Genomic DNA, 23,210 nt, shown 5'->3' with positions numbered 1-23,210 from the left:
GGATGTCGAGGGCGCCATCCCCTATGAACAACGAGGAAAACCCGATGAAGCTTCAATGTCTTGTTCTTGCCGCAGTCATGGCCATGCCGGCGGGCATCGCGTTTGCCGACGGCGATCCGGTCGCTGGCGCCAAGGTCTTCAAGCAATGCATGGCCTGCCACACGGCGACCGAGGCGAAGAACAAGGTCGGCCCGACGCTGATGGGTATCATCGGCCGTCCGGTGGCGAGCGTTGCCGACTATAAATATTCTCCGGCCATGACCACCTTCGGGCAGGGCAAGGTGTGGAGCGAGGAAGAACTCGCCGCCTACCTGCCGAAGCCGAAGGATCTGGTGCCGGGCACGAAGATGGCCTTCGCCGGACTGAAGAAGCCGGAGGATATCGCCAACATCATTGCCTATCTCAAGAACCCGGCCGCCGTCGGGAACTGAAATTGACAAAAGGCGCATCCGGTTTTTCGCCGGGCCGGATGCGTCGGCTTGCCGCATTTGATTCTGGTCAAGGATGGCCATGTTCTGCTCGGGTAAGACCCAACCCGGATAATCCGCGAGGTGCGGTTTTCGCTCAGGAGTCATAAATGCAGAACAAGGTCATTCGTTTCGTCGGCGCCGCCGCTGTTGCCGGTTTCTTTGCCGTTCCGGCCTTTTGCGCCGACATTGAAGTGAAGATGCTGAACAAGGGCAGCAATGGCGAGGCCATGGTGTTCGAGCCGGCCACGGTGAAGGCTGCCGTCGGCGACACCATCACCTTCGTGCCCACCGACAAGGGACATGACGCGGCCTACATGAAGGACATGGTTCCGGAAGGCGTCGAACTGGCGAAGGGCAAGATGAACGAGGCTCTCAAGGTCACCGTCGACAAGGAAGGCGCTTACGTCGTGAAGTGCACGCCGCATGTCGGCATGGGCATGGTGGCGCTGGTCGTCGTCGGCGAGGGCGCTCCGGCCAATCTCGACGCCATCAAGGCCGGAAAGCTGCCGAAGAAGGCGCGCGAGCGGCTTGACGCCGAGATCGCAGCACTCGGCCTCTGATCGCTCGCCGTTGTTTTTACTGGGAAAGCCGGGCGGATGCTGCCCGGCTTTTGCTGTTACCGGGTTTTCAAACGGAATAAATAAGATAAGTTCGTCAGATAGAGCGTTTCCGGCGAAAACGGAGTCGCCAGCAATGCTCTATATCTTTGTTTTTACGCAATTCCGGACGCAAAACCGGTTCCCACTTTTGCTGGAATTGCTCTAGAAAGCGGCGGTCTTTCCGCTCACAATACTTGTTTCGGGAGATGATCCAGCATGGCCTCGCTACAGTCCTTCGACAGTGAAATCGAGAAGACCCGCAGCATCGTCAACGAGATGAAAAGCAAGCTGGAGCAGTCGGGCGTTGTGCTCGACCAGTTCGCCAAGGCCGAGACGAAGCTCGGCGACGTCAATTTCGATATCGAGAACGCGCGTATCCAGGACGTCATCAACCAGCAGAAGGTGATGGAGGCCAACATTGCCGATCTGATTATCGGGCTCGAGGACGCAACCAATGTCTTCGGCTCGGAATTCGAGAGCATGAAGAGCTATACCGGTTACGAGAAGTTCATCGGCATCTTCTCCAAGCAGAGTGCGCAGCGCATGCGAACGGAGCGGGTGCGCAACATGTCGTTGGCCGGCAACCTGCAGGAGTTGCTCTCGAAGTCCGACAGCATCGTCGGCATCCTGAAGGATCAGCGCGGCGTACTCGATCAGCGCTACAAAAGCTCGGAAGCGAGCCTGATCCAGGTGATCGAGCGCCGCAAGGGCACGATCGCCAGCCTTGAGGCAACGCAGAAGCGCATCGAGGAACTGAACCCGATGCTGCTCGACATCGAGAACAAGATCGCTGCCTCGACGGACCAATCGGCCCGCACCGAGCTGGAAGGCGAGCGCTCCAGGCTTGCGACCGAATACAACCAGATGCAGGCCAAGGAGCAGGAACTGCTGGCGGAAAGCCAGACGCTCGAACGCTATACCTCGATGTTCCAGACTTTCGTCGATTCGCTCAACAACCAGATCGCCGCGCAGAACACGCTCATCAACAAGCTGACGATCGACACCGAACAGCGCATCGTGCTCTACAAGGCGCTCGAAGATTCGCTGAAGACTGCCGCCCAGCAGGACGTCGCCCACAAGATCAACACGCTCGGCAGCCAGGTCGACACCGCCGCGGAAGAGACCATGGCCGGCATCGGCTCCGCCGCCCAGCGCCATATCGGCGATCTTCTCGAACTGCACGAGAAGAACATGCTCTCCACCCAGGACATCCAGCGCCGCAAGAAACTCGCCGACGAAGCTTTCGCCCGCCGTTTCCAGGCGGTGCTCGAAAAACACAATGCGGCGAACTATGTGAAGTCCTGACCGGCCGGGCAGAACGCCGAGTTTGGATGTCTGGCGCATGGGAGACGCAAGCGTGTCGGAAATACCCCCCTTTGTCCTTGAATTGGAAAAAATGACAGGGCGGGTGCCATGCTGAACGCTCAGGACGGCCCTGTCGCCCAGTATTTCCAGTCGATCCGGGCCGCGCTCGGCGGGCTTGAGATCTACCTGCGCAATCCCGACATCGTGCTGCCGGGAAGCGGGGCGGCCGGGGCGCTGCTCCTGCCCTATGTCGAGCGGCTCAGGAATTCCTTCGCCTGCTGGGAGAACCGTATCGGCTTTACCGAGCAGTTCCGCATTTCGCGGGCAGAGAGCGGCTTTCCCGTTTTCCAGAATGTGCTCGAACTGGAAAACGACCGGACCAATGCCGAGAAGCGGCTTTCCGAAATCCCCGAGGCTGGGGCGCTCAGGGCGGAGATGGTCGATTTCATCCTGCGGCAGAAGGCCTTTCCCGAGGCGCTGCAATCGCGGATGGCGGAGCGGCTTTATCTGGAGCAGATCGGCCGGGGCGCGATCTTCTCGCCCTATGTCCTGCCGGAGACCGTGCGCGTAACAGTCAACGAAACCAGCCGCCGGCCCTATTATGTCGTGAGCTGGGCGGTGTTCGACGGCACGAACACGCTGCCGATGATCTATATCGCCGGCATAGAGGACAGTTCCGCCAATGTCGCGAAGCTCTTGGTGGGAGAGGACGGCAAGCTCAACCCCGATGTCGATATTCCGCTGCCGGTCGGCGGCCTGCTGAACCCGGAACTTGCCGCGCAGTTCGACGATTTCGCCGGCAAGAACGGCGCCTATTCGCTGACGCCGGCGACGATCGCCACAAACATGGACAAGGATTTCCCGACGCTGCATCCGAAGCTTCTTCGGCGCATCGTGCTCGGCCCCTTCTATTCGGCCGGGATCACGGAGAACAACGCCCGGATCAACGAGATCCTGTCACGGGTGCGCAAGCCGGAAAACGCCTGGCTTCTGACATGGACGATGCAGGAAATTTTCTCCAAGGCGGAGCGCCCGGCACAGCGCGGTTTCTTCTCCTCGACGCCGGCCACACAGGAATTCCATATCGAGACCGGCGATCTTGAGGCGGCGCGCATGGGCGTTTCGACCTACGAAAAGCATGCGCTGGTGCCGCATGACGCCTATCAGGCGCTCTATGCCTCGGGCGAGGCCAATGCCATCTTCGGCAACTACAAGGTCCATGTCATTTCCGGCAATAACGTGGTCAGCGAGGTCTAGCATCATGAACGGGCTGAATGCCGGGTTGACGACCATTCGCGAGGACGAGATCCGCAAGCATCTGGCGGTGGCGCAGGGGCTTGTGACCCGCGCCGTGGTGATCGATGCGGGAGAGGGGTCGGGCGGCACGCCGCTTGCCGGTACCGGCAGGCGCTTCGTGTCGACGGTTTCGACGGGATCGGTCCGCCGCACGCGGGAGGTCGAGCTGTCGAAAACCGTGCAGGCGGTCGGCGGTGGCGGCGATCCGCTGATGACGCCGCAGCAGCATGCGGTGCTTTATCGCGTTCGCCGCGGCATTCAGGTGGCACTGGCGATTGCCGATGTGTTTGCCCGCCAGACCGATCTCGAGCAGTTGCAGGCACGCAATCTTTCCGCTCCCCTGCAGGGCGAGGATGCCGGCCGGTTCAAGGCGCTTCTTTCCGCATCCGCCTATATCGCGGCGTTTTCGCTTGCCGCCTATCTTCTGTCGACATTGCAGGGCGAGGGCGAGCCGGTCAACGACGCGCAGGAGCCGGACTTTTTGTTCGATACGCCGCAGGACGCGCTGAAAAGCATGGTCACCGGACTCGATGCCGCAATTACCGGGTCGGCGGATGAGGCGACGCTCATCAGCCGAGCCAGAGGTTTCGCGCGCGCGGCCATCGACGGGCTGATCGGGCGGAAGGCGCGGTTCACAGGCCTTTCGGTCTTCGAGAACACCCATATCCGGATCGATCAGGACGATTTCACGCTGGATGGCTTCGATGTCGCGCCCGGCGCCCGGCGCAAGCCGCTCTCCATGACCTTCAAGAAGCCGGAGGAAATCGTCGGCAATCACATCGCCAAGTTCCAGGCGATGAAGCTTGCCAAGATGATGATGGCCTACGACTTCGACCGGCAGATGAACCCGTTCGTCGAGCTTGGGGGCTTTCTCTTCACCTTTATCGGCGACGGCATGCCGGGCACCGGCAAGACCATCCTGATCCAGATGCTGGCGGGGCTTCTGAACGATTACTGCCAGGTGGCGGGCTATGCCTTCCATTACGAGAATTTCGGCGTCGACCAGATTTCCTCCTATCAGGGCAAGTCCGGCCAGAACTGCAAGGCCTTCATCGACAACGTCACCAATCCGCGCGTGATCGGCTTCGGCACCATCGACGACGTCGATCAGGTGGCGGCGAAGCGTTCCGACGACCGAGCGTCGGCCGGCCAGCAAGAGGTGACGGCGGTGCTGATGGAGAGCTTTGCCGGTGCCTCGACCGTGGTGCGCGGCAATTGCTGCTTCGGCATGTTCTCCAACTATCCGGAGCATGTCGACGATGCGCTCCGCCAGCGGGCCGGCGCGCGCTGGCTGATCGACGGGCCGCAGAGCGAGGCCGATTATATCGACATCTTCGCGCTTTTGATCGGCAAGAACCATTCGATCCCGCTCGGCGGGCACCAGCTTTTCGCCAATCAGGAAATCAAGCGGGCGGTGTCGGTATCCTATGACAAGCATAACCGTCCGGAGGAGGACGGACTGGTGGCGGTCTGGCAGCGGTTCGAAAAGAACCATGGCAGGATCGAGACGCTCGCCGATATCGGCGCCTACCTCCACGAGATCAAGCTTGCCGAACCGCGCTTCACCGGCCGCGCGATCAAGAACATCACGGATGCGATCAAGATGCGGGTGATGGATATCGAACTGCCGGACGAGTGGTTCGCCGCGCCCGAAGCCTTCGTGCATCGCAGCTACGACGAGAAGAAGGCGATGATCGCGGACCTTCGTGGTCCGGTGACGATGGAGATGATCCTCCAGGAGATCAACCGTTATGCCGACAGCGAATTCCGCTACGCCGACAAATCCGACGACGCAGCCGTCGCCGACATCGTCAGGCGCGAACGCTTGCGTGAAAGGGCGGTCAGCGAGATCGAGGCGATGAAGCGGGAAGGAAAGTGGCAGCCGTGAACCGTCTTCTCGAAGCCGAACTCATCTATGGCAGGCTGCTGACCATCCGTGAGCCGCATCTGATCGAGCGTTACAACAAGGCGCTTTCGGGCTTCGGACTTAAGCCCACGGCGCTTGCCGAATTCGATATCGACATGACCGGTTTTTCCCCGCAGATCGCGGCGGAGCTTGGAGACCGGGACTATCTCGATCCCAACAGGGTGAACCGGCGTTTCGTGGTGATGACGCCGGATCAGGAAAACCTGCCGGTCGTTCATACGAGTTTTTCCAATACCGCCGGCCTGATGCACGAATTCTACCGGGCGAACGCCAGGGCGATCAACGCGATCACCATCAAGGATGCGCTCTACGGCGAGATCGAGGATTCGGTTTCCTCGGTCGAGAGTCTCGAAGATCTTCTCTCTATCAACGAGGTGCAGTTCAAGGTGCTCTCCGCCGAGGACGTGCTCGGCAAGGCGGGGGAACTCAGGCAACTCGCCGACCGGCTGCAGAGCGATCCGGATGCCTGGCGCGATGACGCGATGCTGAACCGCATGGTGGAGCTGGCGAAGCTGACGGGGGATATCCGCCAGAACAGGCTGGTGCCGGATCAGCTGGTCTTCCGGCATGACGCCTTTTGGGCCAATCATTTCGGCGGCGTCTACGTTTTCGTCGACGACAAGATCACCACCGTCATCTGCGATCCCGCCGCACCCGGTTTTCGCCGCTCCCGGCCGTGGCAGGTGAGTTACATCTCGATCAGGGACCACGCGACGATCTTCGACTTTCTCGCGAAAACCGGCCGGATCGAACTGCCTCGGGCAAGCTGGGTGGAGGGGTCCGGACTGCTTGCCCAGCGCGCGGAGATGGCGGCTCTTGCGCTTGCCTACCAGATCGATCCTACGCTCGATTTTACCCGCATCGACGCGGTCTGGCTGCAGACCTTCCTGCACCGCAATGCGGAACTCGTCGCGCGCGACGGGGTCTATCCGTTCCTGCAGGAAATGCTGCGGCAGATCGCCGTGACCGGCAGCATCAAGATCGCCGACGTTGCGCCCGAGCGCCGCTTCCTGCTGATCCGCGCCCGGCCCGACCATTCCGATCAATGGTTGACCAACCGGCTGATCTCGCAAATGGTGCCGTCGGACTTCGTGTCGCGTTTCATCTTCGACAAACAGGGCTTTTACGATGCCTATGAAGGATATAGCGACGGGTTTCGCGAATTCGTTGTATCGCGGCTGACGCAAACCTATCTGCAGGACAAAGCTTCCTTCCGCAAACGCCTCTACGGCATAGGAGACGACGACAATGCTTGATCCGGTCATCGCGTTTTTCCAGCGCGTCTTCGCCGCCATCGGCCGCGGCATAGGGCTCGCGGTCGTCTGGCTGCTGTGGCCCTTCATGGCCGCCCATGGCTGGTATCAGCGCCGCAACTGGTTGATAAAGGGGCCGATCCTGCTGGCGATCGTTATCGCTATCGTCTTCTATGCGCAGTTCTTCTGGCGCACCCAGGTCTGGTACAATTTCAATCCGGACATGGTGAAGGCCTACGACTTCAACCAGCGAAGCGTCGCCGCCGGCCTTCAGGTGCCCGACAAGCCCAATGCCTGCCAGAACTCGGCGATCGTGACGATTGCCGCCGATCTCACGGACTTCAACGTCAACCAGAATATCTGGATCTCGTCGACGCTGCTCTACAAGCTCGGCCTGTTCGGCATGGACTGGGATCACACGCCCTTCTTCGACAACAAGGCCTCGTTCCAGCGGGGCGTCAACCAGGTCGTGCGCCGCGTGGCGATCGAGCTTGCCGACAATCTCGGCCGCGTGCGTGGCACCTCCGGCATCAACAACGACCTGCAGGATGCGCGCGGCAATATCCAGTTCGACGAGGGGACCTGGTATTTCGGCACCAATCCCTTCGGCTTCAAGACGCCCACGCCGGCCTATTACCGGTCGGCGGTCGAGAGCTGGCGCAAGTTCAATTCCGATCTGGAAACCTGCAAGGCCGTCTTCGATGCGCGTGCCGACAACCTGACCCAGGTGCTCGACCGGATGGCGAGCGATCTTGGCAATACCTCGGACATCCTGCGCCGCCGCTCGGAAGAGTATCATGCCGGCTGGTTCGACACGCGCGCCGACGACCGCTTCTGGTTCGCCTATGGCCAGCTCTATGCCCAGTATGCATTGCTGCAGGCGACACGGGCCGACTTCATGGGCGTGATCCGCGAACGGAACCTGACGGCCATCTGGACCGAGATGGAAAAGCAGCTCGAATCTGCGCTCAAAATCCAGCCCGCGATCATCTCGAATGGTGCCGAAGACGGCTGGATCATGCCCAACCATCTCTCGACGATGGGCTTCTATATCCTTCGCGTTCGCTCGAACATGGTGGAACTGCGCTCCGTTCTCGAGCGCTGAGTTTACGCGGGAAGGCCGGCCGGGCAGGAGGTCCGGGCGGCCTTCCAGTTCAGGGTTTCTCGTCGTCGGAAAAGGCGACGGTGCGCAGCCGTTCGAAGAACTCGTAGGTTATGCCGACGATCTCGCCGGCCGTGCCCGGCTTTTCGCGAAACTTCCCGACCGTGCGCACGAACTTGTAGTTGCCCGTTTCGCCGAGTGCCCGGTAGATATTGTGATAGCTCTGTTTCTGCCGGCAGGTCCGCTCGAAGCTTTCCATCAGCATGGGCAGGTCGTCGGGATGGATGCGGGTGCGGAACTCGACCAGATTGATCTTGCCGTCATTGGCGGTCAGGCCGAATATCCGGAAGACATCGGGAGTGGCGTAGAACATGCCCGTGTCCAGGTCGATGCGCCAGAAGCCGTAAAGGCGGAACTCCTGGACGAGTTCCACGACTTCGTGTTCGGTCAGGCCGACGCTGGTACAGTCCTGATATTCTCTTTGCTGAAACTGGTCGAAACGCAGCGGATCCACGAGGACGCCTCCAATCGCCGTCCGCGACTTTTCCGCGAATCAGCCGTTAGTTGATGAGCTTCAACCTGATGGCTTTTGCTACCAACTGGGTCCTGTTCACGCAATCCAGCTTTTTGATGGCATTCGTCATATAGGCATTCACGGTGTGGTCCGAAAGCGAAAGAATCTGGCCGATCTCGATGGAGGTCTTGCCCTGCGCCGTCCAGCGCAGCACTTCGAGTTCACGGGCCGAGAGTATGCCGGGACTGACCATTTCGGCCCTTCGCATGCGATCGAAGACATCGAAGGCATGCAGGCTTATCATGTTGAGTTCGTTCATCTCGACCTGCGAGAGGCGAGCGCGGTCGCCGTCATAGCGCAGGAAGAAGCGGTTGCCGTCGATCGATGTTACCGGAAACATCAAGCCGGTCATCAGGTCGTAGCGCGCCATCAACTCGCGCATGGCCGGTGGGAAATCGCGGCCGTTCGGGCACTCGCTGTCGCGCAGATACCATGTCTGGGGCAGGATCGACTTGTTGAGGCGCGGCAGGATCGGGCAGGCGCGGAGAAAGAAATTCCTGTCGAATTCGCGGGCAAACTGGGCAGGCAACGTGCTTTCGAGCACGAAAGGCGCCAGAACGACATCGTTCGGGCCGGGGGCCGCCATAACGGATATATGATCGAGACCGAACTCCCGTGCGACGCGCAGCATGCTACGCATGAAATCGGGACGTGTCCGGCTATTCGAAATTTCGTCGCTCAGGAGAGACTGACGTTCCGCGATCATCATAGGGACTATCGAAAGTTGAGAAAGGCAGCTATGTTAACGTTAACAAATATATCAGTTGCGGCGAAAAGCCAGCGTTTTTTCTCGCTCCGCCGTTCAATTTTCAAGCAGCCTTGGCGATCTGTTAATTTCTTGGGCAAAATCAGAGTGTTGCTGTAAACTTAAATTGGTAGGGACGAGCCCGATTTTACCTCTTCCATGACCGCATAAGTGTGAGTTTCCCGCACGCCCGGAAGTGGAAGGATAACCTCCGAGAGAAACTGACGGTAGGCCTCCATGCCGGCCACGCGCGCCTTGACCAGATAGTCGAAACCGCCTGCCACCATATGGCATTCCATGACGTCGTCGGAGCGTTTGACGGCGGCGGCGAAGGCGTCGAAGATGTCGGGCGTGGTGCGGTCCAGCTTGACCTCGATGAAGACGAGCAGGCCGCGTCCCAGCTTCTGCGGAGAGAGCACCGCCATATAGCCGGTGATGAAACCGTCGCGTGTCAGTCGCCGGACGCGCTCCGCCGTCGCCGTGGGGGAGAGGTGGACGCGCTCGGCGAGTTCGATATTGGTCAGCCGGCCCTCTTTCTGAAGCGTGCGGAGGATCTTGCGGTCGAGACGGTCAAGTTCTTTCATCGATCTCTATCTTTTTCGTCTTTCATGGTGATAGTCACGGACTTTATGCCAAAAATCAGTGAGCAATGCTATTAATCTCTCTGTAGGTTGCCGATAACACGGAGGTGACGATGCTCAAGAATGCCACGCCAGATTTTCCCCAGTTCAACGCACCCTTTGCCGGCGACGACGACAGCCTCGTCAGGGTCTTTGCCGCACGGCTTTCGCTGTCGGACAGCCAGAACGCCTCGATCGATCGTCGCGCCACGCGCTTCATCGAAGCGATAAGGGGGAACTCCGGTTCGATCGGCGGTGTCGAGGATTTCCTGCGGGAATACGGCCTTTCCACCCGTGAAGGCCTCGCCTTGATGGTGCTTGCCGAGGCGCTGCTACGCGTGCCCGATGCGCTGACGCAGGACAGGCTGATCGAGGATAAGCTGAAGGAAGGTGGCTGGAGCGAGCATGAGGCGCATGGCGACAGCTGGTTCGTCTCGGCTTCGGCCTGGGCGCTCGGACTTTCCGCCCGCGTCATCCGTCCTGGCGAGACGCCCGAGGGCGTGGTGCGCGGTCTCGTCAAACGGCTCGGCCTCCCGACCGTCCGCAGCGCCACCAAGCAGGCGATGCGTTTCCTCGGCCATCATTTCGTTCTCGGCGAGACGATGAAGGACGCCTTGAGCCGCGCCGCCAAGAGCGAGGAGAAGGGCTATCGCCATTCCTTCGACATGCTGGGCGAGGGGGCCCGCACGGCAGAGGATGCCAGGCGCTATTTCAAGTCCTATGCGGCGTCGATCGAGTCGATCGGCGCCTTCATGGCCAAGCACGGCAAGAACAAGCAGTTGCCGGATCGCATGGGCATTTCGGTGAAGCTCTCCGCACTGCATCCGCGCTATCTCGCCACCCATCACGACCGGGTGATGCGCGAACTGGTGCCTGATCTCCTGAAGCTTGCTCAGATGGCCAAGGCCCATCAGCTCAATTTCACCGTCGATGCGGAAGAGGCCGACCGGCTGGAGCTTTCGCTCGATGTGATCGCCGCCGTCTTCTCCGATCCTTCGCTCGCCGGCTGGGACGGCTTCGGGCTTGCCATCCAGGCCTACCAGAAGCGCGCGCCTCAGGTGATCGACTATATCGACAACCTCTGCCAGACCTATAACCGGCGGATGATGGTGCGTCTCGTCAAGGGCGCCTACTGGGATACCGAGGTGAAGCGGGCGCAGGAGCGCGGTCTCGACGACTACCCGGTCTGGACGCGCAAGCCGGCGACGGATCTCTCCTACCTCAACTGCGCATCCAAGCTGCTCGACAAGCGGGCGCGGATCTTCCCGCAGTTCGCCACCCACAATGCGCTGACGGTTTCCTCCATCCTCGAACTTGCGGGCGCCGACCGCAGCGGCTTCGAGTTCCAGCGCCTGCACGGCATGGGCGAGGCTCTCTATGACAGCCTCCTGTCCAGCAACGAACGCATCGCCTGCCGGATCTATGCGCCGGTCGGCGGTTACCGCGATCTTCTGGCCTATCTGGTGCGACGCCTGCTGGAGAACGGCGCCAACTCGTCCTTCGTGGCAGTTGCCGGCGACAAGAACGTGCCGATTGCCAAGCTGCTCGAACGGCCGGCGCAGCGGCTTGGGCTCGATCAGGGCATCAGCGCCCGCCACAGCCAGATTCCGTTGCCGAAAGAACTCTATGGCAAACGCCGCAACAGCGCCGGCTTCGAGTTCGGCCATCGCGATAGCCTTGAGGCGCTGATGGCGCGGCTGGCCAAGGAAAACAAGTCTGTCGAGGCGGTTCCGCTCGCGCCCGGAGCCACCGGCCAGACCGAAGTCGTCAACATTCTTTCTCCATCGGATCGTAGCCGGAAGGTCGGTACCGTGCGCAACGCGGCCGTTGCCGATGTCGAACGCGCCTTTGTCGCGGGTCGCAAGGGTTTTGCGTCGTGGTCCAGGCAGCCGGTGGAAGCACGTGCCGCCTGCCTCGACAAGATGGGCGACCTTCTGGAGCAGAACCGCGACCGCCTGCTGGCGCTTCTGGCCGCCGAGGCCGGCAAGACGCTGGATGACGGTATCGCCGAAATCCGCGAGGCGGTCGATTTCTGCCGCTATTATGCCGAGCAGGCACGCACGCTGTTTGCCGAGCCCGAGGTGATGCCGGGCCCGACGGGGGAGAGCAACCGGCTGCTCTGGCGCGGTCGTGGCGTCTTCGCCTGCATTTCTCCATGGAACTTCCCGCTGGCGATCTTCCTCGGCCAGATCTCGGCGGCACTTGTGGCCGGCAATGCGGTCGTCGCCAAGCCTGCGCCGCAGACCCCGCTCATTGCCTACGAGGCGGTGAAGCTCTTCCACAAGGCCGGCGTTCCGGCCGACGTGCTGATGTTCCTGCCCGGTGGTCCCGATGTCGGTGCGGCCATTTCCGCGCATCCGCAGCTTGCCGGCCTGGCATTCACCGGTTCGACCGGAACGGCGCAGGCGATCAACCGGACGCTTGCTGCCAAGAACGGTCCGATCGTGCCTCTGATCGCCGAAACCGGCGGTATCAACGCGATGATCGTCGACGCCACGGCACTTGCCGAACAGGTGGCTGACGACGTCGTGATGTCGGCCTTCCGGTCCGCCGGCCAACGCTGCTCGGCGCTGCGCATCCTCTATCTCCAGGAGGATATCGCCGACGGCATGCTGGAGATGATCGAGGGCGCGGCGCGCGAACTCAATCTCGGCGATCCGGCGCTGACCACCACGGATGTCGGCCCGATCATCGACGAGAAGCAGACCGCGATGCTGAGGGGCCATGTCGAAGACATGCGCAAGACGCAGAAGGTCCGCTATTCCGGTCAGGTGCCGAATTCCGGCAACTTCTTTGCCCCGCACATCATCGAACTCGACAAGCCCGAGGCGCTGACCAGGGAAGTCTTCGGGCCCGTGCTGCATGTGGTGCGCTGGAAGGCGAAGGATCTGCCCAAGGTGATCGATGCGGTCGCCGCGACCGGCTATGGCCTGACGCTCGGCGTACACAGCCGCATCGAGGCGACGATCCGCACCGTCACCGATGCGCTCGACACCGGCAATGTCTATATCAACCGCAACATGATCGGTGCGGTGGTGGGAACCCAGCCTTTCGGCGGTTCCGGCCTCTCCGGCACCGGTTTCAAGGCCGGCGGCCCCGCCTATCTGATGCGTTTTGCGCTGGAACAGGTGGTTTCCATCAACACGGCCGCAGCCGGTGGCAATGCCAGCCTGATCGCTATCGGCGAGGGCTGATCGGAAAGGCCGGAAAAACACGGCAAGAGGCTGGAGAATGCCTCTTGCCGTTTTCCAGACTCGATTGTTATCCTGCCCCGGATACAATCGGAACGTCTGTCGTGAGCTCTTGTTTTTCCGCTTTTTCCTTTTGCCTGCTGCTTTCTATTGTCATTTCCTTTTTGCTGTCGTTCTTGCTGGAGCCCATGGCGGTCGGCCGTGCGAGCGCTGCCGAGCGCGTTCCGATGGATTTCATCGTCGTCATGCAGGCGGGGTGTTCGGAACGATGTCCCCGATGGATTTCCGCCGAGGGCGATATCGAGGCGGAGACGCCCGCGCGCCTGCGCAAGCTGCTGAAGTCGCTGGGAAAGCAGAAGCTTCCCATCGTACTTACCTCCAATGGGGGTGACCTGGAGGCTGCGTATGCACTGGGCCGCCTCATTCGCAAGAACAAACTGGATGTGGCCGTTGGCACGACCCGTTTGACGGGTTGCATCGAACCGTTGGTGCCGCGTTGCAAGACATCAAGGGTGGAGGACGGCGTCCCGGTTGGCAGGTCCTTTGTCGACGGCGGTTACTGCGCTTCGGCCTGTCCGATGATGCTTGCCGGGGGCGTACGGAAGTTTGCGCCTCTCTGGGACGCCCTCGGCGTTCACCAGGTAACAACGACCACCACGCAATACGAAGTTCAGTACGACATCCAATACAAGATGGTGAAGGGCAAGAAGAAGGTCATTTCGCGCAAGGAGATCGGGCGGAAATATCTTGGGACGAAAACCTCCACCAAGCTCAGCAAGAGAAACACAGCACACCTCGCAGCCTATCTCAAAGAGATGGGAGTGGACCGCAAACTGATCGATCTGGTGGAAAGCGCATCGCCTGATGACATATATTTGATTCATGCGGATGAAGCCATCCCGCTCGGACTTATCACGGCTGGTCTTGCCAAGAACGAAATGCCGATCGATGCGTTGTGCTTCGGTGATCTGTCGAAGTCGGGGCGCTGTGGGGTGACACCGGACGAGCCATTGCCATTCGTGCCGCCGATCCCTGTCGCGAAACCGGTTCCAGCGGTCGGCAGCCCGGCGGAACTGACCGCCAAGCTGCAGGGTGGCTAGCCGTCTGGAATCATCGAGGCCGGCGCTTACAAGCCCTTGTCTTCGTACTTGCCCTTGGACATCAGCTTTTCCAGGAAGCCGAGCATCACGGCGGAGACGACGAAGGTGAGGTGCATGAAGGTCAGCCACATGATCTTGCCGTCGGTATACTGATTGGCGTTGAGGAAGACCTGCAGCAGGTGGATCGAGGAAATGGCGACGATGGAAGAGGCGACCTTGATCTTCAGGCTGCCGGCATCGAGCTTGCCGAGGAAGGATACTTCCGCGTCGGTCTCGTCGAAACGGCTGACGAAATTCTCGTAGCCGGAAATCATCACCATCACGATCAGGCTGGCGACCAGGGCGGCATCGATCAGGCCGAGCATGGCAAGGATCATCTCCGCATCGCCATAATCGAAGACATTGCCCGCGACCTTGAGGAACTTGTAGCCGAAGGACACAGCATAGACAGCGAGGGCCGCGACGAGGCCGAGATAGAAGGCGACAAGAATCCAGCGGCTCGAGAGGATGATCTTTTCGACGAGCAGTTCCAGGGACTTCATCCTGCGGGTTCTCCATGGTCTTGGGGGACGGGCATGCGGCGAGAGATAAGCGGAGCCTTGCCGCATCGCAAGAGGACAATCGCCGCCGGGCTTAACGGAGGTTCGCTTGCCGCTTCGTCCGGGGCGAATATTTCTTTTTCTTCCCTCCTCGTCTACGGACAATCTCCACGCTTTAATCGCGGCAAACAGGCCATGGGGTATGGGAGCATTTTATGGGTGACGTCAGATCCGATATCGAAATCGCGCGCGCGGCACGGAAGCTGCCGATCCAGGCAATCGGCGAGAAGCTCGGCATACCCTCGGAGCAGATCATGCCCTATGGGCATGACAAGGCGAAGATTTCCGCCGAGTTCATCCGCTCGCTTTCCGCCCGGCCTGACGGCAAGCTCATCCTCGTCACCGCGATCAATCCGACGCCGGCCGGCGAGGGCAAGACGACGACGACAGTCGGTCTCGGCGACGGACTGAACCGGATCGGCCGAAAGGCGCTGATCTGCCTGCGCGAACCGTCGCTCGGCCCGTGTTTCGGTGTGAAGGGCGGGGCGGCCGGCGGCGGCTATGCGCAGGTTGTTCCGATGGAAGACATCAACCTGCATTTCACCGGCGATTTCCATGCCATCACCTCCGCCCATAATCTGCTCGCGGCACTGATCGACAACCATCTCTACTGGGGCAACGAACAGGGTATCGACAGCCGGCGGGTGAGCTGGCGGCGGGTGATGGACATGAACGATCGGGCGTTGCGCGAGGTCGTCTGTTCGCTCGGCGGCGCGGCGAACGGCTATCCGCGCGAGACCGGCTTCGACATCACCGTCGCCTCGGAAGTCATGGCGATCCTATGCCTTGCAGCCGATCTCGAAGACCTTGAACGTCGGCTCGGCGATATCATCATCGGCTACCGGCGCGACAGGAGCCCGGTGTTCGCGCGCGACATCAAGGCGGACGGCGCGATGGCGGTGCTGCTCAAGGACGCCATGCAGCCGAACCTCGTTCAGACGCTCGAAAACAATCCGGCCTTCGTGCATGGCGGGCCCTTTGCCAATATCGCCCATGGATGCAACTCGGTGATGGCCACGAAGACCGCGCTGAAGCTTGCCGACTATGTGGTGACCGAGGCGGGTTTCGGCGCCGATCTCGGGGCAGAGAAATTCTTCGACATCAAGTGCCGCAAGGCCGGCCTGAAACCTGCGGCGGCGGTCATCGTCGCAACCGTGCGTGCGCTCAAGATGAACGGCGGCGTGCGCAAGGAGGACCTCGGCGAAGAGAACGTCGAGGCGGTGACGCGCGGCTGCGCCAATCTCGGGCGTCACGTCGCCAATGTGCGGCGCTTCGGCGTGCCGGTGGTGGTCGCCATCAACCACTTCGTTTCCGATACGGAGGCCGAGATCGCAGCGGTCAGGGAATATGTATCCCGGCTCGGCGTCGACGCCATCGTCTGCCGTCACTGGGCGGACGGTTCGGCCGGTATCGAGGAATTGGCGCACAGGGTGGTTGAACTCGCCGATTCCGGCCAGGCGGCATTCAGGCCGCTTTATCCCGATGGCATGCCGCTGATGGAGAAGATCGAGACGGTCGCCTCGAAGATCTATCATGCTGCCGAGGTGACGGCGGACAAGGCGGTGCGCGACCAGCTTGCAACCTGGGAGGAGCAGGGTTACGGCAATCTGCCGGTCTGTATCGCCAAGACGCAATATTCCTTCTCGACGGACCCCAATCTGCGCGGCGCGCCCGAGGGACATATGGTTCACGTGCGCGAAGTCCGGCTCTCCGCCGGCGCCGGCTTTATTGTCGTGATTACCGGGGAGATCATGACCATGCCGGGCCTGCCGAAATCGCCGTCTTCCGAACGGATCTATCTCAACGAGCAGGGCTACATCGAAGGCTTGTTCTGACGCCGCTTCTGCGCGGAAGACTTGCAAAGCCCCGGCAAGAAAGGGTTTTCCACTGCGGAAGTGTTGCCGTTTTGCACGGCTTCGACCGCTCACGAAATCATGATTAAAATAATCATCTTTGTTTTGTTGACTCTAAACGTCATGTTTTATACGTGGCGATATTGAGGCGGGTAACCGCCGCTCGCCCGGATTTTGACATCAACTCGATCGGCTTGGCCCCGCACGCTCTGCGTTTCGGGGGATGGAAGGGCTTTGCCGATGAAAGGACGTATATTTCATGGTCTATCGGCATTTCAGACCGCTTCTTCTTGCCTGCTCGGCGCTCGTCGCCGTTTCTCCCGGATTTTCAGCCCATGCCCAGGACAGCAACACTGCGCCGACAGAGACGGGCGAAACCCAGCTTGAGACCATCCTCGTGAAGGGCAAGCGCGTCGCCAAGGGGTCCGTCGCCGACACGCCGCTTGCCACGCAGACGACCAAGGACGATATCGCCAAGAAGGAAATCGAGGATCTCGACGACCTCGGCAACACGACGGAGCCGGGTGTCACCTTTGTCGAGTCCACGAAGAGCGTCAATATTCGCGGCCTGGAAGACGACCGCGTGCTGACCACCATCGACGGCATTCCGATCCCCTATCTCTCGGATCTGGTGCGCGGTTCCTTCGGCGGCGCGAACAGCTACGATTTCTCGTCGCTTTCGAGCATCGACATCCTGCGGGGTGCGGATTCCAGCCGAGCCGGTTCGGGTGCGCTTGGCGGCGCCGTGCTGTTGCGCACGCTGGAGCCGGAAGACCTGATCGGCGAAGGCAAGGATTACGGCGGCATCGCCAAGACGACCTATGACAGCTCCGACCAGTCGTTCGGCGGATCGGTCGCGGTCACCAAGAAGATCGACGACACCTCCGTCCTGTTGCAGGGCAGCTACAAGAAGGGCCACGAGACAGACACCGGCGGCGATGTCGGCGGCTACGGTTCCACCCGCACCGAGGCGGACCCGGAGGATTACGACAAGAAGAACGTGCTCTTCAAGATCCGGCGGGATATCGAGGGCGGTCACCAGATCGGTATTACCGCGGAACACTACGAGTTCGATTCGACCACCAATCTGCGAAGCGAGCAGGGCAGCACCTATGCCCGCGACAATTACGATGAAATCTCCGACCTGACCCGCAATCGCGTCTCGCTCGACTATCGCTACGATGCCATTGCCGAGGACAGCCTGATCGATTCCGCCTTCGCCACGCTCTACTGGCAAAAGGCCGAGCGGGAGGAAGGAACCGACGGCTATCGCAACACGGCGCCGATCGGCGATTACAGCCGCATCAGCACCAATGAGGAAGAGGCCTTCGGCTTTGCGGGCTATATCTACAGCGATTTCGCCACTGGCGCCTTGCAGCACAAGCTGACGGTGGGAACCGATCTGAACTTCGCGACGACCACGCAGTTCGCTGCCGGGGAGGATAGCTGCGACGTCACCTATGTCTCGAGCTGCGCCTTCTTCCACAACAATCAGGCCGATATGCCGGAAACAGACTCGAAGAAGATCGGCCTCTATGCCGAGGACCGGATCGAGATCGGCTCCAGCGGCTTCTCGCTGACGCCCGGCCTGCGCTTCGACTGGTACGACTACGACCCGCAGGAGACGCCCGGCTACGAGAACAACAGCGGCTATGCCGGCTTGCCGGACGGCCAGTCCGACTGGGCGCTTTCGCCGAAACTTCGAGCCGGCTGGCAAGTGCGTCCGGATGTCGAACTGTTCGCGCAGTTCGCCACCGGCTTCAAGGCGCCGAACGTGTCGCAACTCTATTCCAATTACGACAACGCGCCGCTCTATCGTCAGGTCGGCAATCCCGATCTCGAGGCTGAAAGCAGCTACGGCTTCGAAGTCGGCGCCAATCTCGGCGACGAGGATTTCGGCGGCCGCATCACGGCGTTCACCACCCGATACAAGGACTTCATCGACACCGAAACCGTGGCGCTTGCCGGCTACCGGCTCGGCAGCTTCGAATTCTTCAACCGCGCCAATGTCCGCATTTCGGGTGTCGAAGCGCGTGGCCAGAAGAAGTTCGCCAACGGCTTCAGCATGCATGGCTCGCTTGCTTATGCCTATGGCGAGGACCTCGATACCGACGAGATCCTGGGCTCGGTCGCGCCGCTCAAGGCGATCCTCGGCGTGGGTTATGAAACGGAAAGCTGGGGCGCGGATGCCACCCTCATCGCCTCGGCGGCGGTCAGGGACAGCTCCACCGCCAGCACCAAGCCGGCCGGATACGGCATCGTGAACCTCACGGGCTGGTGGGAACCGGAACAGGTGAAAGGCCTGCGCGTTCAGGCCGGCGTCTACAACGTCTTCGACAAGACGTATTTCGATGCGCTCGAGGTCAAGGACATCGCCAACGCTTCCGAACTCTATTCGGAGGCCGGCCGCTACTTCAAGCTTTCGCTCACCCAGAGGTTCTGAGCGGGAGCTGGAATACAAGTCCTCAGGACGGCGCCGCTTCGGCGCCGTCTTTCGTTTGCGCTAGCGGCAATAACGGAAGCCGCCGTTGCGTTCGAGAATGTCGAGATGCAGGTGGTCCTGGTGGGCGGCGTCGCTTCCCGGGGAAAGGACGGTCCGGAAATAGAGGCAGGCGAAAGCGTTCAGGCTGCGCTGGAAGGCGGCGGGCAGGTCGGATGCCTCCGGCCTGGCGATGCTCATCGGCACGATGCCCTTTTCGAACTCGAGCGACGACAGGTCGATGGCGTTGCCGCGGGCATGTTCGGAGATCTTGCCGTCGTCCGCGCCGTTTCGATTGCGGCAGACATAGGCCGAGGCGTGATGGACAGCCGTGAGACGCCCCTTCTCCGGCATGGCAAGCCGGGCTGCCGGCTCCAGCATGTCGCGCGTCATGCGGGCGAGTTCAAGAGCGGTATCGCAGCGGAGCGTTGCTTCAGGTTCGAGCTTCACCGATCGTGAGAGGGCGGTCACAGCAATCGGCCGATCGATGCCGCATCCGTCGCCCTCGTCGATGCGGGGGAGGGGCCTGAACGCAACGCCAAGGGTCGACAATTCCTTCGTGCACGCCTCGAAGGCTGTGGGATCTTCCGCCTTCACGGGCGGTGGAGGCGTGGGTGCCGGAGCTGGAGCCGGCACCGGGGCGGGTGCCGGAGGCGATTGCGGTGGCGCGGACGGTGGCTCCGACGGCGTCGGGGGTGCGGTTTCCGGTGGTGCTTCGGCGGATTTTCCTGCCGGGTTCTTCTTCTTTTCTTCCGCTGGGGGGACCGCGGGTTTTTCCTCGGGAACAGGCGGCGTCGGGGTTGACCGTTCGGGACGCGGTTCCGGTATCGGCACGTTATCCGCAAGCGTTACGCCGGGTGCGGTTGACAGCAAGAGGCAGAGCAGCAGGGTCGTGTTTCGCAATAAGCCGTCTCCTGTGTTGCGGCAGGAGATAACGGCTAGGGAGGCGGGAAGTTTCCAGGCATTGATTTTCTCCAACGTTCGCAGGGCTTTCGACGGGGGAGGCTCTTGCACTTGCCGCGGCATGACGGTATGAGTTTCGCCATGACGAAGCCTTTGAACATCGGTAACTGGTGGTGGGCACGCTAACGCGGCCTTGACCAGTCATGTCCAAAGACAAGTGACCCCAAAGCCGCCCGGAAAACCTGAGGCGGCTTTTTTGTATTCAGGCGCCTCGAACCGGGCCTTGAAAACGGAGAAGCAGAAGCATGGCGACGATCATTCGGGATGATGGCGGGGAAATCTACGATACCCGCGGGGGGATCCGGGTAGCCCGGCAGCGGCGAGCAACGCCTTATGCGGATGCCATCGGCAGCTATATAGATAGGCTCGACTCCCGCCGTGGGGCCGTGTTCTCGTCAAACTACGAATATCCCGGCCGCTACACCCGCTGGGACACCGCCATCGTCGATCCGCCGCTCGGCATTTCCTGCTTCGGCCGCAAGATGTGGATCGAGGCCTATAACGAGCGCGGCGAGGTTCTCCTGACCTTCATCGCCGACAAGCTGAAGACGGTGAAGGATTTGACGCTCGGCGAGCGCACCACCCGGCGGCTCGACCTCGCGGTCAACGAACCCGACCGCGTCTTCACCGAGGAAGAGCGTTCCAAGATCCCGACCGTGTTCACGGCGCTGCGTGCGGTCGTCGATCTCTTCTATTCGGATGCGGATTCCTCCATCGGCCTGTTCGGCGCCTTCGGCTACGATCTCGCCTTCCAGTTCGACGCGATCAAGCTTTCGCTGGAACGTCCGGAAGACCAGCGCGACATGGTGCTCTTCCTTCCCGACGAGATTCTCGTCGTCGACCACTATTCGGCCAAGGCCTGGATCGACCACTACGACTTCGAAAAGGGCGGTCTGACGACGGCCGGCAAGTCTGCGGAAATTCCGGCCGAGCCTTTCCAGCATACCGACACCATCCCGCCGCGCGGCGATCACCGGCCCGGCGAATATGCCGAACTCGTCGTCAAGGCCAAGGAGAGCTTCCGGCGCGGCGACCTGTTCGAAGTCGTGCCGGGGCAGAAATTCATGGAACGCTGCGACAGCAAGCCTTCCGAAATTTCCAAGCGGCTGAAGGAAATCAATCCGTCGCCCTATTCCTTCTTCATCAACCTCGGAAACCAGGAATATCTGGTCGGCGCTTCGCCGGAGATGTTCGTGCGCGTGTCCGGCCGGCGCATCGAGACCTGCCCGATTTCGGGCACCATCAAGCGCGGCGACGACCCGATCGCGGATTCCGAGCAGATCCTCAAGCTGCTGAACTCCAAGAAGGACGAGTCCGAACTCACCATGTGCTCGGATGTCGACCGCAACGACAAGAGCCGCGTCTGCGAGCCGGGTTCGGTCAAGGTGATCGGCCGCCGGCAGATCGAGATGTATTCGCGGCTGATCCACACGGTCGACCACATCGAGGGTCGTCTGCGTGATGGCATGGATGCTTTCGACGGCTTCCTGTCGCATGCCTGGGCGGTGACCGTCACCGGCGCGCCGAAGCTCTGGGCGATGCGCTTCATCGAGGCCCATGAGAAGAGCCCGCGCGCCTGGTATGGCGGCGCGATCGGCATGGTCGGCTTCAATGGCGACATGAATACGGGCCTGACGTTGCGCACCGTGCGCATCAAGGACGGCATCGCCGAAGTGCGCGCCGGTGCTACGCTTCTGAACGACAGCGATCCGCATGAAGAAGAGGCCGAGACCGAACTCAAGGCATCCGCCATGATCGCGGCGATCCGCGACGCCAAGGCCGGCAACGACGCCAAGGCCAAGCGCGGCGTCGCCAAGGTCGGGCAGGGCGTCAACATCCTGCTCGTCGACCACGAAGACTCCTTCGTGCACACGCTCGCCAACTACTTCCGCCAGACGGGGGCGACCGTTTCCACGGTGCGTACGCCGGTGCCGGAGGAGGTGTTCGACCGGATGAACCCGGATCTCGTCGTTTTGTCGCCAGGGCCCGGCAATCCGAAGGATTTCGACTGCAAGGCGACGATCAAGAAGGCGCGGGCTCGTAACCTGCCGATCTTCGGCGTCTGCCTTGGTCTGCAGGCGCTTGCGGAAGCCTATGGCGGAGAGCTTCGCCATCTCGCTGTGCCGATGCACGGCAAGCCGTCGCGCATCCGGGTTCTGGAGCCGGGCATCGTCTTCTCCGGGCTCGCCAAGGAGGTGACCGTCGGTCGTTACCACTCGATCTTCGCCGATCCTGCGACGCTCAACCGCGACTTCATGATTACCGCCGAGAGCGAGGACGGGACGATCATGGGTATCGAACACACCAAGGAGCCGATCGCCGCCGTACAGTTCCACCCGGAATCGATCATGACGCTCGGCGGCGACGCCGGCATGCGGATGATCGAGAACGTGGTCGCGCATCTCGCACGGCGGGCGAAGGAAAAGGCTGCCTGAGGCCGTTCATGCCTGGATTGCGGAGGCCGGGGTTCCGGCCTCCGTCATGCGCCAGAGGCTTGCGGACATTTGCCCGCCCTCAGCTATCGAGACCGATTGCCTTCTCGAAGGTCTCCCATGTGTCGTCCATGGCATAGACGGAGAGGAAGGGCAGGTTCAGATGGCCGTAGAGCGGCGAAAGCTGCCACTCCGCCGTTTCTTCATCGACGCCGGCAATCTGCTGCAGATACATGACCGAGGCGAGGCCGGTACGGTCGGCGCCGGCGCTGCAATGGATGAGGATCGGGCCTTCCGCATTGCGCATCAGGGCTATCAACTCCCGGCTTTGGTCGACCGTCAGCATGCGTCTCGCCGACATGTGGAAATCGACGATCCCGGCATTGTGGGCATGGATGGTCTCCACTTCGCGGCGATACCATTCGCTCTGGGGGCTTTCGCCCCGCAGGTTGATGACCGTCTTGATGCCGTAACGGTCGATATAGGCGGCGAGCCTGTCCGGCGGCAGCTGGGCGGAGCGGTAGAGTTTGCCGGCAATGACCTCGTGGAAATTACCCGTGAGCTGCAGCGCTCCGAGATAGGCGCCAAGGCCAAGAGCGAGTGCACCGGCAGCAATGCCCAGCCGGCGGGCAAATTCAAGAAGCTTCATTCCGCCTTGTCCTGATCCGCGTTTCGAACCGATCCCATCGGTAGCCGGTAGCC

General features: G+C 61.2%; 18 protein-coding genes. 12 read left to right on the top strand and 6 right to left on the bottom strand.

The window, feature by feature from the left end; translation table 11 throughout:
• The first annotated feature begins 44 nt into the window (after positions 1 to 44).
• From ACLBKR_RS11605 to ACLBKR_RS11575, 7 genes are all read left to right on the top strand, one after another.
• Positions 45 to 431, top strand: coding sequence for a c-type cytochrome (locus ACLBKR_RS11605; protein ID WP_112831155.1), 387 nt, complete (start codon positions 45 to 47; stop codon positions 429 to 431).
• Between the two features lie 146 nt (positions 432 to 577).
• Complete coding sequence (locus ACLBKR_RS11600) at positions 578 to 1,030, top strand: pseudoazurin (protein WP_113339219.1); 453 nt, start codon at positions 578 to 580, stop codon at positions 1,028 to 1,030.
• Positions 1,031 to 1,285: 255 nt separating this feature from the next.
• Positions 1,286 to 2,374 carry a hypothetical protein gene (locus tag ACLBKR_RS11595; RefSeq protein ID WP_112831071.1) on the top strand — a complete coding sequence of 363 codons (1,089 nt, stop codon included), beginning with the start codon at positions 1,286 to 1,288 and terminating at the stop codon, positions 2,372 to 2,374.
• Between the two features lie 108 nt (positions 2,375 to 2,482).
• Entirely contained in the window at positions 2,483 to 3,631 is a 1,149-nt protein-coding gene (locus ACLBKR_RS11590) for a hypothetical protein (RefSeq protein WP_113339217.1), read from the top strand.
• 4 nt (positions 3,632 to 3,635) lie between these two features.
• Entirely contained in the window at positions 3,636 to 5,558 is a 1,923-nt protein-coding gene (locus ACLBKR_RS11585) for an AAA family ATPase (protein WP_414899334.1), read from the top strand.
• Positions 5,555 to 6,853 carry a DUF6638 family protein gene (locus tag ACLBKR_RS11580; protein WP_113339298.1) on the top strand — a complete coding sequence of 433 codons (1,299 nt, stop codon included), beginning with the start codon at positions 5,555 to 5,557 and terminating at the stop codon, positions 6,851 to 6,853. The genes ACLBKR_RS11585 and ACLBKR_RS11580 overlap by 4 nt, the downstream gene beginning before the upstream one ends.
• Positions 6,846 to 7,955: a DUF2333 family protein gene (locus ACLBKR_RS11575; protein WP_113339215.1), complete on the top strand. Its 1,110-nt coding sequence runs from the start codon at positions 6,846 to 6,848 to the stop codon at positions 7,953 to 7,955. The genes ACLBKR_RS11580 and ACLBKR_RS11575 overlap by 8 nt, the downstream gene beginning before the upstream one ends.
• A gap of 49 nt (positions 7,956 to 8,004) precedes the next feature.
• On the opposite strand, the gene ACLBKR_RS11570 is transcribed toward ACLBKR_RS11575, so the two are convergent.
• The 3 genes from ACLBKR_RS11570 to ACLBKR_RS11560 all read right to left on the bottom strand — a co-directional run bounded on the left by ACLBKR_RS11570 (position 8,005) and on the right by ACLBKR_RS11560 (position 9,855).
• Entirely contained in the window at positions 8,005 to 8,466 is a 462-nt protein-coding gene (locus ACLBKR_RS11570; protein WP_113339214.1) for a PAS domain-containing protein, read from the bottom strand.
• 46 nt (positions 8,467 to 8,512) lie between these two features.
• Positions 8,513 to 9,235, bottom strand: a complete 723-nt coding sequence (locus ACLBKR_RS11565) for a helix-turn-helix transcriptional regulator (RefSeq protein WP_113339213.1) — start codon at positions 9,233 to 9,235, stop codon at positions 8,513 to 8,515.
• 158 nt (positions 9,236 to 9,393) lie between these two features.
• Entirely contained in the window at positions 9,394 to 9,855 is a 462-nt protein-coding gene (locus ACLBKR_RS11560) for an Lrp/AsnC ligand binding domain-containing protein (protein ID WP_112831065.1), read from the bottom strand.
• Positions 9,856 to 9,965: 110 nt separating this feature from the next.
• Between ACLBKR_RS11560 and putA the strand changes: the two genes are divergently transcribed.
• Both putA and ACLBKR_RS11550 read left to right on the top strand, forming a co-directional pair.
• Complete coding sequence (gene putA, locus ACLBKR_RS11555) at positions 9,966 to 13,085, top strand: bifunctional proline dehydrogenase/L-glutamate gamma-semialdehyde dehydrogenase PutA (protein WP_414899333.1); 3,120 nt, start codon at positions 9,966 to 9,968, stop codon at positions 13,083 to 13,085.
• A 101-nt stretch (positions 13,086 to 13,186) separates the two neighbouring features.
• The gene (locus ACLBKR_RS11550; protein WP_113438634.1) at positions 13,187 to 14,182 is read left to right on the top strand and encodes a hypothetical protein; all 996 of its coding nucleotides are present in this window, start codon (positions 13,187 to 13,189) and stop codon (positions 14,180 to 14,182) included.
• A gap of 26 nt (positions 14,183 to 14,208) precedes the next feature.
• Here the strand turns inward: ACLBKR_RS11550 and ACLBKR_RS11545 are convergent, their stop codons facing one another.
• Positions 14,209 to 14,724, bottom strand: coding sequence for a TIGR00645 family protein (locus ACLBKR_RS11545; protein WP_112831062.1), 516 nt, complete (start codon positions 14,722 to 14,724; stop codon positions 14,209 to 14,211).
• Between the two features lie 212 nt (positions 14,725 to 14,936).
• Here ACLBKR_RS11545 and ACLBKR_RS11540 point away from each other — a divergent pair, with 212 nt between their 5' ends.
• Together ACLBKR_RS11540 and ACLBKR_RS11535 are read left to right on the top strand one after the other, a co-directional pair.
• Positions 14,937 to 16,616, top strand: a complete 1,680-nt coding sequence (locus tag ACLBKR_RS11540; protein ID WP_414899332.1) for a formate--tetrahydrofolate ligase — start codon at positions 14,937 to 14,939, stop codon at positions 16,614 to 16,616.
• Between the two features lie 277 nt (positions 16,617 to 16,893).
• Positions 16,894 to 19,077 carry a TonB-dependent hemoglobin/transferrin/lactoferrin family receptor gene (locus ACLBKR_RS11535; protein WP_112831060.1) on the top strand — a complete coding sequence of 728 codons (2,184 nt, stop codon included), beginning with the start codon at positions 16,894 to 16,896 and terminating at the stop codon, positions 19,075 to 19,077.
• Positions 19,078 to 19,137: 60 nt separating this feature from the next.
• Here the strand turns inward: ACLBKR_RS11535 and ACLBKR_RS11530 are convergent, their stop codons facing one another.
• Positions 19,138 to 19,665: an extensin family protein gene (locus tag ACLBKR_RS11530; RefSeq protein ID WP_414899331.1), complete on the bottom strand. Its 528-nt coding sequence runs from the start codon at positions 19,663 to 19,665 to the stop codon at positions 19,138 to 19,140.
• A 656-nt stretch (positions 19,666 to 20,321) separates the two neighbouring features.
• Here ACLBKR_RS11530 and ACLBKR_RS11525 point away from each other — a divergent pair.
• Positions 20,322 to 22,511, top strand: coding sequence for an anthranilate synthase (locus ACLBKR_RS11525; RefSeq protein WP_112831058.1), 2,190 nt, complete (start codon positions 20,322 to 20,324; stop codon positions 22,509 to 22,511).
• 79 nt (positions 22,512 to 22,590) lie between these two features.
• Here ACLBKR_RS11525 and ACLBKR_RS11520 read toward each other — a convergent pair whose 3' ends face one another.
• Positions 22,591 to 23,157, bottom strand: coding sequence for a dual specificity protein phosphatase family protein (locus ACLBKR_RS11520; protein ID WP_414899330.1), 567 nt, complete (start codon positions 23,155 to 23,157; stop codon positions 22,591 to 22,593).
• Between the last annotated feature and the right edge of the window lie 53 nt (positions 23,158 to 23,210).

The organism is Paenirhizobium cremeum, assembly GCF_047553425.1.
Classification (GTDB): Bacteria; Pseudomonadota; Alphaproteobacteria; order Rhizobiales; family Rhizobiaceae; genus Allorhizobium; species Allorhizobium cremeum.
The sequence above is the reverse complement of the archived record's forward strand: the minus strand, read 5'-3'. Positions and strand labels throughout refer to the sequence as shown.

What these genes read in the sequence shown, in the direction of transcription:
- ACLBKR_RS11535 (WP_112831060.1), top strand. Translation starts at nt 16,894, where the DNA reads ATGGTCTATCGGCATTTCAGACCGCTTCTTCTTGCCTGCTCGGCGCTC.
- ACLBKR_RS11560 (WP_112831065.1), bottom strand. Translation starts at nt 9,855, where the DNA reads ATGAAAGAACTTGACCGTCTCGACCGCAAGATCCTCCGCACGCTTCAG.
- ACLBKR_RS11545 (WP_112831062.1), bottom strand. Translation starts at nt 14,724, where the DNA reads ATGAAGTCCCTGGAACTGCTCGTCGAAAAGATCATCCTCTCGAGCCGC.
- ACLBKR_RS11600 (WP_113339219.1), top strand. Translation starts at nt 578, where the DNA reads ATGCAGAACAAGGTCATTCGTTTCGTCGGCGCCGCCGCTGTTGCCGGT.
- ACLBKR_RS11575 (WP_113339215.1), top strand. Translation starts at nt 6,846, where the DNA reads ATGCTTGATCCGGTCATCGCGTTTTTCCAGCGCGTCTTCGCCGCCATC.
- ACLBKR_RS11595 (WP_112831071.1), top strand. Translation starts at nt 1,286, where the DNA reads ATGGCCTCGCTACAGTCCTTCGACAGTGAAATCGAGAAGACCCGCAGC.
- ACLBKR_RS11605 (WP_112831155.1), top strand. Translation starts at nt 45, where the DNA reads ATGAAGCTTCAATGTCTTGTTCTTGCCGCAGTCATGGCCATGCCGGCG.
- ACLBKR_RS11565 (WP_113339213.1), bottom strand. Translation starts at nt 9,235, where the DNA reads ATGATGATCGCGGAACGTCAGTCTCTCCTGAGCGACGAAATTTCGAAT.
- putA (WP_414899333.1), top strand. Translation starts at nt 9,966, where the DNA reads ATGCTCAAGAATGCCACGCCAGATTTTCCCCAGTTCAACGCACCCTTT.
- ACLBKR_RS11525 (WP_112831058.1), top strand. Translation starts at nt 20,322, where the DNA reads ATGGCGACGATCATTCGGGATGATGGCGGGGAAATCTACGATACCCGC.
- ACLBKR_RS11540 (WP_414899332.1), top strand. Translation starts at nt 14,937, where the DNA reads ATGGGTGACGTCAGATCCGATATCGAAATCGCGCGCGCGGCACGGAAG.
- ACLBKR_RS11585 (WP_414899334.1), top strand. Translation starts at nt 3,636, where the DNA reads ATGAACGGGCTGAATGCCGGGTTGACGACCATTCGCGAGGACGAGATC.
- ACLBKR_RS11590 (WP_113339217.1), top strand. Translation starts at nt 2,483, where the DNA reads ATGCTGAACGCTCAGGACGGCCCTGTCGCCCAGTATTTCCAGTCGATC.
- ACLBKR_RS11520 (WP_414899330.1), bottom strand. Translation starts at nt 23,157, where the DNA reads ATGAAGCTTCTTGAATTTGCCCGCCGGCTGGGCATTGCTGCCGGTGCA.